Origin of the sequence: Streptomyces sp. AV19 (assembly GCF_015999245.1) — a bacterium.
Lineage (GTDB): Bacteria > Actinomycetota > Actinomycetes > Streptomycetales > Streptomycetaceae > Streptomyces.
Map to the genome: position 1 here is coordinate 609,952 of NZ_JAEAMR010000007.1, position 8,434 is coordinate 618,385.

At 70.0% G+C, this 8,434-nt stretch carries 7 protein-coding genes; all 7 read left to right on the plus strand.

The window, feature by feature from the left end; genetic code table 11:
* The first annotated feature begins 7 nt into the window (after window positions 1-7).
* The 7 genes from nuoH to nuoN are packed head-to-tail and all read left to right on the plus strand — an operon-like array spanning window position 8 to window position 8,267.
* A complete protein-coding gene (gene nuoH, locus I5Q34_RS12385; RefSeq protein ID WP_199892927.1) occupies window positions 8-1,333 on the plus strand; it encodes an NADH-quinone oxidoreductase subunit NuoH in 1,326 nt (441 codons plus the stop codon).
* Window positions 1,323-1,934 (plus strand): NADH-quinone oxidoreductase subunit NuoI, encoded by a 612-nt coding sequence (nuoI, locus tag I5Q34_RS12390; RefSeq protein ID WP_199892246.1) that lies wholly within the window; start codon window positions 1,323-1,325, stop codon window positions 1,932-1,934. Before nuoH ends, nuoI begins: the two co-directional genes overlap by 11 nt.
* On the plus strand, window positions 1,931-2,755 hold the full coding sequence (locus I5Q34_RS12395) for an NADH-quinone oxidoreductase subunit J (protein ID WP_199892247.1): 825 nt from the start codon (window positions 1,931-1,933) through the stop codon (window positions 2,753-2,755). The genes nuoI and I5Q34_RS12395 overlap by 4 nt, the downstream gene beginning before the upstream one ends.
* A complete protein-coding gene (gene nuoK, locus I5Q34_RS12400; protein WP_199892248.1) occupies window positions 2,752-3,051 on the plus strand; it encodes an NADH-quinone oxidoreductase subunit NuoK in 300 nt (99 codons plus the stop codon). The genes I5Q34_RS12395 and nuoK overlap by 4 nt, the downstream gene beginning before the upstream one ends.
* Window positions 3,052-3,063: 12 nt before the next feature.
* Window positions 3,064-4,983 carry an NADH-quinone oxidoreductase subunit L gene (gene nuoL / locus I5Q34_RS12405; protein WP_199892249.1) on the plus strand — a complete coding sequence of 640 codons (1,920 nt, stop codon included), beginning with the start codon at window positions 3,064-3,066 and terminating at the stop codon, window positions 4,981-4,983.
* A gap of 3 nt (window positions 4,984-4,986) precedes the next feature.
* Entirely contained in the window at window positions 4,987-6,600 is a 1,614-nt protein-coding gene (locus tag I5Q34_RS12410) for an NADH-quinone oxidoreductase subunit M (RefSeq protein WP_199892250.1), read from the plus strand.
* Window positions 6,601-6,641: 41 nt separating this feature from the next.
* On the plus strand, window positions 6,642-8,267 hold the full coding sequence (gene nuoN, locus I5Q34_RS12415) for an NADH-quinone oxidoreductase subunit NuoN (RefSeq protein ID WP_199892928.1): 1,626 nt from the start codon (window positions 6,642-6,644) through the stop codon (window positions 8,265-8,267).
* The last annotated feature ends 167 nt before the right edge of the window (window positions 8,268-8,434 follow it).

The following is an 8,434-nucleotide window of genomic DNA, read 5'->3' on the forward strand; positions in this document are numbered from 1 at the left end:
CCTGTCGATGTTCGGCCACGACCCGTGGTGGCTGGTGGTCCTCAAGGCCGTCTTCTGCTTCGTGTTCGTCCTGGTGACCGTGCTGCTGACGATCGTCTTCGAGCGCAAGATCCTCGGCTGGATGCAACTGCGCATCGGGCCCAACCGGCACGGCCCGTGGGGCCTGCTCCAGTCCCTGGCGGACGGCGTCAAGCTGATGCTCAAGGAGGACCTCGTCGTCCGGCGCGCGGACAAGGCGGTCTACATCCTCGCCCCCGTCGTCGCGGCGATCCCGGCGTTCATGGCGATCGCGGTGATCCCCTTCGGCCCGGCCGGCAACGAGGTCTCGATCTTCGGCCACCGCACCGCGATGCAGCTCACCGACCTGCCCATCGCCGTCCTCTACATCCTGGCGATCGCGTCGGTGGGCATCTACGGCATCGTGCTCGGCGGCTGGTCCTCCGGCTCGACCTATCCGCTCCTCGGCGGCCTGCGCTCCTGCGCCCAGATGATCTCCTACGAGATCGCGATGGGCCTGTCCTTCGCGGCCGTCTTCCTCTACTCCGGCTCGATGTCCACCTCCGCGATCGTGGAGGCGCAGCACAACCGGTGGTACGTGCTGCTGCTGCCGGTCTCCTTCGTCATCTACATCATCGCGATGGTGGGGGAGACCAACCGGGCCCCGTTCGACCTGCCCGAGTCCGAGGGCGACCTGGTCGGCGGCTTCAACACCGAGTACTCGTCCATCAAGTTCGCGATGTTCATGCTGGCCGAGTACGTCAACATGGTCACCGTCTCCTCGGTGGCCGTGACGCTGTTCCTGGGCGGCTGGCGGGCCCCGTACCCGGTCTCGGCCCTCTGGGAGGGCGCCAACCACGGCTGGTGGCCGCTCCTTTGGTACGTCGCCAAGCTCGCGGCGCTGCTGTTCTTCTTCATCTGGATCCGCGCGACGCTGCCGAGGCTGCGCTACGACCAGTTCATGAAGCTGGGGTGGAAGGTCCTCATCCCGGTCTCGATGGTGTGGCTGATGCTCGTCGCGACGGTGCGGGCGCTGCGCAACGAGGACTACGACTTCCGCTCGATCGTCCTGTACGTGGCCGGCGCGGTCCTGGTGATCCTGCTGCTCTCCTTCGTCGCCGACGTCTTCCGCGGACGGGGCCGCCAGGAGGAGGCCGAACCGGCCCGCAGTGGCGGGGAGTTCGATCCGATGGCGGGCGGGTACCCGGTGCCGCCGCTGCCCGGCCAGACCCTGCCGCCCGTGCCGCGCCGGGCCTCCCGGCGCGACCGCGAGCTCATTGTCAGTGGCGGGGTGGACACTGTGCGTGACGGAAAGGAGGGTGACGGTGCCTGCTGAGTCTTCCCCCGGGGACGCCCCCAAGGTCCCCCGCAAGAACCCCGTGGCCGGTTTCGGGGTGACCTTCAAGGACGTCTTCAAGAAACGGCTCACCGAGCAGTACCCCGAGTACAAGAAGCCCACGGCGCCGCGCTTCCACGGCCGTCACCAGCTCAACCGGCATCCGGACGGGCTGGAGAAGTGCATCGGCTGCGAGCTGTGCGCCTGGGCCTGCCCGGCGGACGCCATCTACGTCGAGGGCGCGGACAACACCGAGGAGGAGCGCTACTCCCCGGGCGAGCGCTACGGCCGCGTCTACCAGATCAACTACCTGCGCTGCATCCTGTGCGGCCTGTGCGTCGAGGCGTGCCCCACCCGGGCCCTGACCATGACCAACGAGTACGAACTGGCCGACCGCAGCCGGGAGTCGCTCATCTACACCAAGGAGGAGCTGCTCGCCGGCCTGGAGGACGGCATGGTCGACTCGCCCCACGCGATCTTCCCCGGCATGACCGAACAGGACTACTACCGGGGCCTGGTGACCGAGGCGGCGCCCGGCACCGAGCGCCAGGTGGCCCTCTCCAAGGGGGAGCGCCCGGCCGGCGAGGGGGTGGAGGCATGAGCCTCGCGGCCGCCTCGACCACCTCGACGGGCGAGGCCGTTCAGTTCTGGATCCTCGCGGTCGTCGCCACCGGCGGCGCGCTGGCCACGGTGCTGATGAGGCGGGCCGTGCACAGCGCCCTCTCGCTCGCCGGCACCATGATCGTGCTCGCGGTGTTCTACCTGGCCAACGGCGCGTACTTCCTGGGCGTCGTGCAGATCGTCGTCTACACCGGCGCGATCATGATGCTGTTCCTGTTCGTGGTGATGCTCGTCGGCGTCACCGCCGCCGACTCCCTCAAGGAGACCATCAGGGGCCAGCGCTGGCTCGCCTCCCTGTGCGGGCTGGGCTTCGGCATCCTCCTGGTCGCCGGCATCGCCAACGCCTCGCTGCGGCACTTCGACGGGCTGGCCCAGGCCAACGCCGGGGGCAACGTCGAGGGCCTGGCCGCCCTGATCTTCACCCGGTACGTGTTCGCCTTCGAGATCACCGGCGCCCTGCTGATCACCGCGGCCGTCGGCGCGATGGTGCTCACCCACCGGGAGCGCATCGCCAAGGCGGCCACCCAGCGCGAGCTGTCGGAGGAGCGGACGCGCTCGGGCGCCTTCGTCGCCCCGCTGCCCGCCCCCGGCACCTACGCCCGGCACAACGCCAACGACATCCCCGCGCTGCTGCCGGACGGCACGCCCGCCGAGCTCAGCGTCAGCGGGGTGCTGCGCGCCCGGGGGCAGATAAGGGACGTGTCGCAGGAGGCGCTCGCGGACATCGCGGCGCTGGAGCAGCGGTCGGCGGAGTGGCTGGAGCGCGACCGCGACGAGGGGCCGAAGGGGGTCTCCCGGTGAATCCGGTCAACTACCTCTATCTGGCGGCCCTGTTGTTCACCATCGGCGGCGTCGGCGTGCTCATCCGGCGGAACGCGATCGTCGTCTTCATGTGCGTCGAGCTGATGCTGAACGCCTGCAACCTGGCGTTCGTCGCCTTCTCCCGGATGCACGGCAACCTCGACGGCCAGATCATCGCCTTCTTCACGATGGTGGTGGCCGCGGCCGAGGTCGTCGTCGGTCTCGCGATCATCGTGTCGGTCTACCGCGCGCGCCACTCGGCCTCGGTCGACGACGCCAGTCTGCTGAAGCTCTAAGGGGACGCTGACGTGGAGAACCTCATCGGACTGCTCGTCCTCGTGCCCCTGGTGGGAGCGGGCGCGCTGCTGTGCGGCGGACGGAGACTGGACCGCGGCGGGCCCTTGCTGGGCACGCTGGCCGCGGCGGCCTCCTTCGCCCTCGGCGCGGTGCTCTTCGCCGGCCTGCTGGGCAGGAGCGGCGAGGACCGCACCCTCGACGTGACGGTGTTCCAGTGGGTGCCGGTCGGCTCCTTCCGCGCCGACGTCGGCTTCCACCTCGACCAACTGTCGATGACCTTCGTCCTGTTGATCACGGGCGTGGGCTCGCTGATCCACCTCTACTCGATCGGCTACATGGCGCACGACGAGCGCCGCCGCCGCTTCTTCGGCTACCTCAACCTCTTCCTCGCGGCGATGCTGCTGCTCGTCCTCGCCGACAACTACCTGCTGCTGTACGTCGGCTGGGAGGGCGTCGGCCTCGCGTCGTACCTGTTGATCGGCTTCTGGCAGCACAAGCCGAGCGCGGCCACGGCGGCGAAGAAGGCGTTCCTGGTCAACCGGGTCGGCGACATGGGCATGTCGATCGCGATCATGCTGATGTTCACGACCTTCGGCACCTTCGCCTTCGGCCCCGTGCTCACGGAGGCCGGGAGCGCGGGCGAGGGCAAGCTGACCGCGATCGCGCTGCTGCTCCTGCTCGCCGCCTGCGGCAAGTCCGCCCAGGTGCCGCTGCAGAGCTGGCTCGGGGACGCGATGGAGGGCCCGACCCCGGTCTCGGCCCTCATCCACGCGGCCACCATGGTGACCGCCGGGGTCTACCTCATCACCCGCTCCGGGGCGATCTTCGAGGGAGCGCCGGACGCGCAGACCGCGGTGGTAACGGTGGGCGCGGTCACGCTGCTCTTCGGTGCGATCGTCGGTTGCGCGAAGGACGACATCAAGAAGGCCCTCGCCGGCTCGACCATGTCCCAGATCGGCTACATGATCCTCGCGGCCGGGCTGGGGCCGATCGGCTACGTCTTCGCGATCATGCACCTGGTGACCCACGGCTTCTTCAAGGCCGGCCTCTTCCTCGGTGCCGGATCGGTCATGCACGGCATGAACGACGAGGTGGACATGCGCCGTTACGGCGGCCTCAGGAAGTACATGCCGGTCACCTTCGTCACCTTCGGCCTCGGCTACCTCGCCATCATCGGCTTCCCCGGCCTCTCCGGCTTCTTCTCCAAGGACAAGATCATCGAGGCGGCGTTCGCCAAGGGCGGCACCGAGGGCTGGATCCTCGGCGGGGCGGCCCTGCTCGGCGCGGCCATCACCGCGTACTACATGACGCGGGTGATGATCATGACGTTCTTCGGCGAGAAGCGCTGGCGGCCCACCGTGTCCGACAGCGGCTCCGCCGCGGGGGACGGCGAGTTGCCGCACCCGCACGAATCGCCGCGGACCATGACCGTCCCGATGATCGTCCTCGCGGTCGGATCGGTCTTCGCCGGCGGGCTGTTCAGCGTCAACGACGCCTTCCTGAAGTGGCTGGAGCCGGTCACCGGGCACAGCGAGGGCAACTCGCCGGTGAGCGCGCTCACCGTCACCGCGGCCACCATGGTCGTCCTCGTCCTGGGCGTCGCGCTCGCCTGGGCGCAGTACGGCCGCCGGCCCGTGCCGGCCACCGCGCCCGCCGGCTCGCTGCTCACCCGGGCCGCCCGGCGCGACCTCCTCCAGGACGACTTCAACCACGTCGTGCTGGTCCGCGGCGGCGAGCACCTCACCCGCAGCCTGGTCTACCTCGACCACAAGCTGGTGGACGGCGTCGTCAACGGCACCGCCGCCTCCGTCGGCGGCCTCTCCGGCCGGATGCGCAGGCTGCAGAACGGCTACGTCCGGTCGTACGCGGTCTCGATGTTCGGCGGCGCGGCGGTGCTGATCGCCGCGACCCTGCTGATGAGGGCGGTCTGAACCATGTCATTTCCTCTGCTCACCGTCACCGCGGCGGTCCCCGCCGTCGGCGCGGTCGTCACCGCCGCCGTCCCGGCCGCGCGGCGCGAGGCCGCGAAATGGATCGCGCTGGCCTTCTCGCTGGCGACGCTGGTGCTGGCCGGCGTCCAGTTGACGCGCTTCGACCCGGACGCCAAGGGGCCGTTCCAGCTCACCGAATCCCACGCCTGGATCAGTGACTTCGGGGTCCGCTACGAGCTGGGGGTGGACGGCATCGGGGTGGTGCTCGTCGCCCTGACCGCTCTGCTGGTGCCCTTCGTCGTCCTGGCCGGCTGGCACGACGCCGACCCCCTGGAGTCCGCCTCGCCCAACCGCCGCTGGCGCCCGACCCAGGGCTTCTTCGCCCTGATCCTCATGGTCGAGGCCATGGTGGTGATCTCCTTCGAGGCCACTGACGTCTTCCTCTTCTACGTCTTCTTCGAAGCCATGCTCATCCCGATGTACTTCCTCATCGGCGGCTTCGGCGACCGGGCGGGGGAGCGCACCGAGGACGAGGCGGCGCGCCAACGGTCGTACGCGGCCGTCAAGTTCCTCCTCTACAACCTCGCGGGCGGGCTGGTCATGCTGGCCGCCGTCATCGGCCTCTACGCGGTCACCGCGGACCAGCTCGGCAACGGCACGTTCTCCCTCCAGGAGATCGTCCAGGCGAGGGCCTCGGGGCGGCTGCAGTTCGCCACCGTCACCGAACGGGCCCTGTTCCTGGGCTTCTTCTTCGCCTTCGCGGTCAAGGCGCCGCTCTGGCCGGTGCACACCTGGCTGCCCAACGCCATGGGCGAGGCCACCGCGCCCGTCGCGGTGCTGATCACGGCGGTGGTCGACAAGGTCGGCACCTTCGCGATGCTCCGCTTCTGCCTCCAGCTCTTCCCGGGGGCCTCCAAGTGGGCGACTCCCGTGATCGTCGTCCTGGCGCTGATCAGCATCCTCTACGGAGCGCTGCTCGCCGTCGGCCAGCGGGACATCAAGCGCCTGATCGCCTACGCCTCGATCTCCCACTTCGGCTTCATCATCCTGGGCGTCTTCGTGATGACCACCCAGGGCCAGGGCGGCGCCACGCTCTACATGGTCAACCACGGGATCTCCACGGCCGCGTTGATGCTGGTCGCCGGCTTCCTGATCTCCCGCCGGGGCTCGCGGCTCATCGCCGACTACGGCGGGGTGCAGAAGGTCGCCCCGGTGCTCGCGGGCACCTTCCTGATCGGCGGGCTGGCCACGCTGTCGCTGCCCGGGCTGGCGCCCTTCGTCTCCGAATTCCTGGTCCTGGTCGGCACGTTCAGCCGGTACCCGGTGGCCGGCGCCGTCGCGACCGTCGGCATCGTGCTCGCCGCGCTGTACGTCCTCGTGCTCTACCAGCGCACGATGACCGGCCCGGTCAAGGAGTCCGTGCGGTCCATGCCCGACCTGCGCGTGCGCGAACTGGCCGTCGTCGCACCGCTGATCGCACTGCTGCTCTTCCTCGGTGTCTATCCCAAGCCCGTGACGCGGATCCTCGATCCCGCGGTCGAGCACACCATGTCGCAGGTCCACCGGACCGACCCCGAACCCGATGTTCGCGTGAGCAATGCGGAGGGCGCGAAGTGAGTCACGCAGCCACCGTCCACAGCCTGTGGACAGAACTGTCGATGGTGTCGGCGCCGGCCGACTCCCCGAGAAAGATCCCGGCGCCGCACATCGAGTACGCCCAGCTGTCCCCGACGCTGATCATTCTCGGTGCCGCGGTCCTGGCGGTGCTCGTCGAGGCGTTCCTGCCCCGGCGCTCGCGCCACCTGGCCCAGCTGGCCGTCTCCGTCGTCGGCCTGGCCGCGGCCTTCGCCGCGGTCGTCGCGCTCGCCGCCCGGGGCTACGGCACGGACAAGGCGCACGCCGCGGCGATGGGCGCCGTCGCGGTGGACGGTCCCGCGCTCTTCCTCCAGGGCACGATCCTCCTCGTCTCCCTGGTCGCCGTCCTCGGCTTCGCCGAGCGCCGCCTCGACCCGGCGGCGCACGGCCGCCCGGTGGACTCCTTCGCCGCCCAGGCCGCGGCCGTGCCCGGCGGCGACGCCGAGCAGGAGGCCGTCAAGGCGGGCTGGACGACCAGCGAGGTCTTCCCGCTGCTGCTGTTCGCGGTCGCCGGAATGCTGATCTTCCCCGCGGCGGACGACCTGTTGACGCTGTTCGTGGCGCTGGAGGTCTTCTCGCTCCCGCTGTACATCCTGTGCGCGCTGGCCCGGCGCAAGCGGCTGCTCTCCCAGGAGGCCGCCGTCAAGTACTTCCTGCTGGGCGCCTTCTCGTCCGCCGTCCTGCTGTTCGGCGTGGCCCTGCTCTACGGCTACGCGGGCACGGTCGCCTACTCCGGCATCGCCGACGTCATCGGCGGCGCGGTCCGCACCGTGGACCCGGCCCTCGCGGCGACGACGGGCAACGACGCGCTGCTGCTGATCGGCGGGGCGATGGTGCTGATGGGCCTGCTCTTCAAGGTCGGCGCGGTGCCGTTCCACATGTGGACGCCCGACGTGTACCAGGGCGCGCCCACGCCCGTCACCGGCTTCATGGCGGCCGCCACCAAGGTCGCCGCCTTCGGGGCGCTGCTGCGGCTGCTGTACGTCGTGCTGCCGGGCCTGCGCTGGGACTGGCGGCCGGTGATGTGGGGCGTCGCGATCCTGACGATGCTCGTCGGCGCGATCGTGGCCGTGACCCAGACCGATGTGAAGCGGCTGCTGGCCTATTCGTCCATCGCGCACGCGGGGTTCATCCTCGCGGGTGTCATCGCGGTGAGCCCGGACGGGGTCTCGTCCGTGCTCTTCTATCTCGGCGCGTACTCGTTCGTCACGCTCGGGGCGTTCGCGGTCGTGACGCTGGTCCGGGACGCCGGGGGCGAGGCGACGCACCTGTCCAAGTGGGCCGGGCTGGGGCGGCGTTCGCCGTTGGTCGCGGCGGTCTTCGCGGTCTTCCTGCTGGCCTTCGCGGGCATTCCGCTGACCAGCGGGTTCGCGGGGAAGTTCGCGGTGTTCAAGGCGGCGGCGGAGGGGGGTGCCGTGCCGTTGGTGATCGTGGGTGTGGTGTCTTCGGCGGTGGCGGCGTTCTTCTATGTGCGGGTGATTGTGCTGATGTTCTTCAGTGAGCCGAAGGGGGATGGTCCTTCGGTGGCGGTGCCGTCGCCGCTGACGTCCGCTGCCATCGGCATCGGCGTCGCGGTGACGCTCGTGCTCGGCGTCGCGCCGCAGTACTTCCTTGACCTCGCAGGTCAGGCAGGGGTGTTCGTGCGCTGAGGTTCGCCCTGCGGGCGGCGGATCCCCCACCCCGCCCCTTCCCGGCAGTACCGATGTGCGGCTCCGCCGCGTGAGGGGCTCCGCCCCGGACCCCGCAACGCAGCTTCGCTGCGTTCGTCCTCAAACGCCGGACGGGCTGGATTCGGCGCGCCGAATCCAGCCCGTCC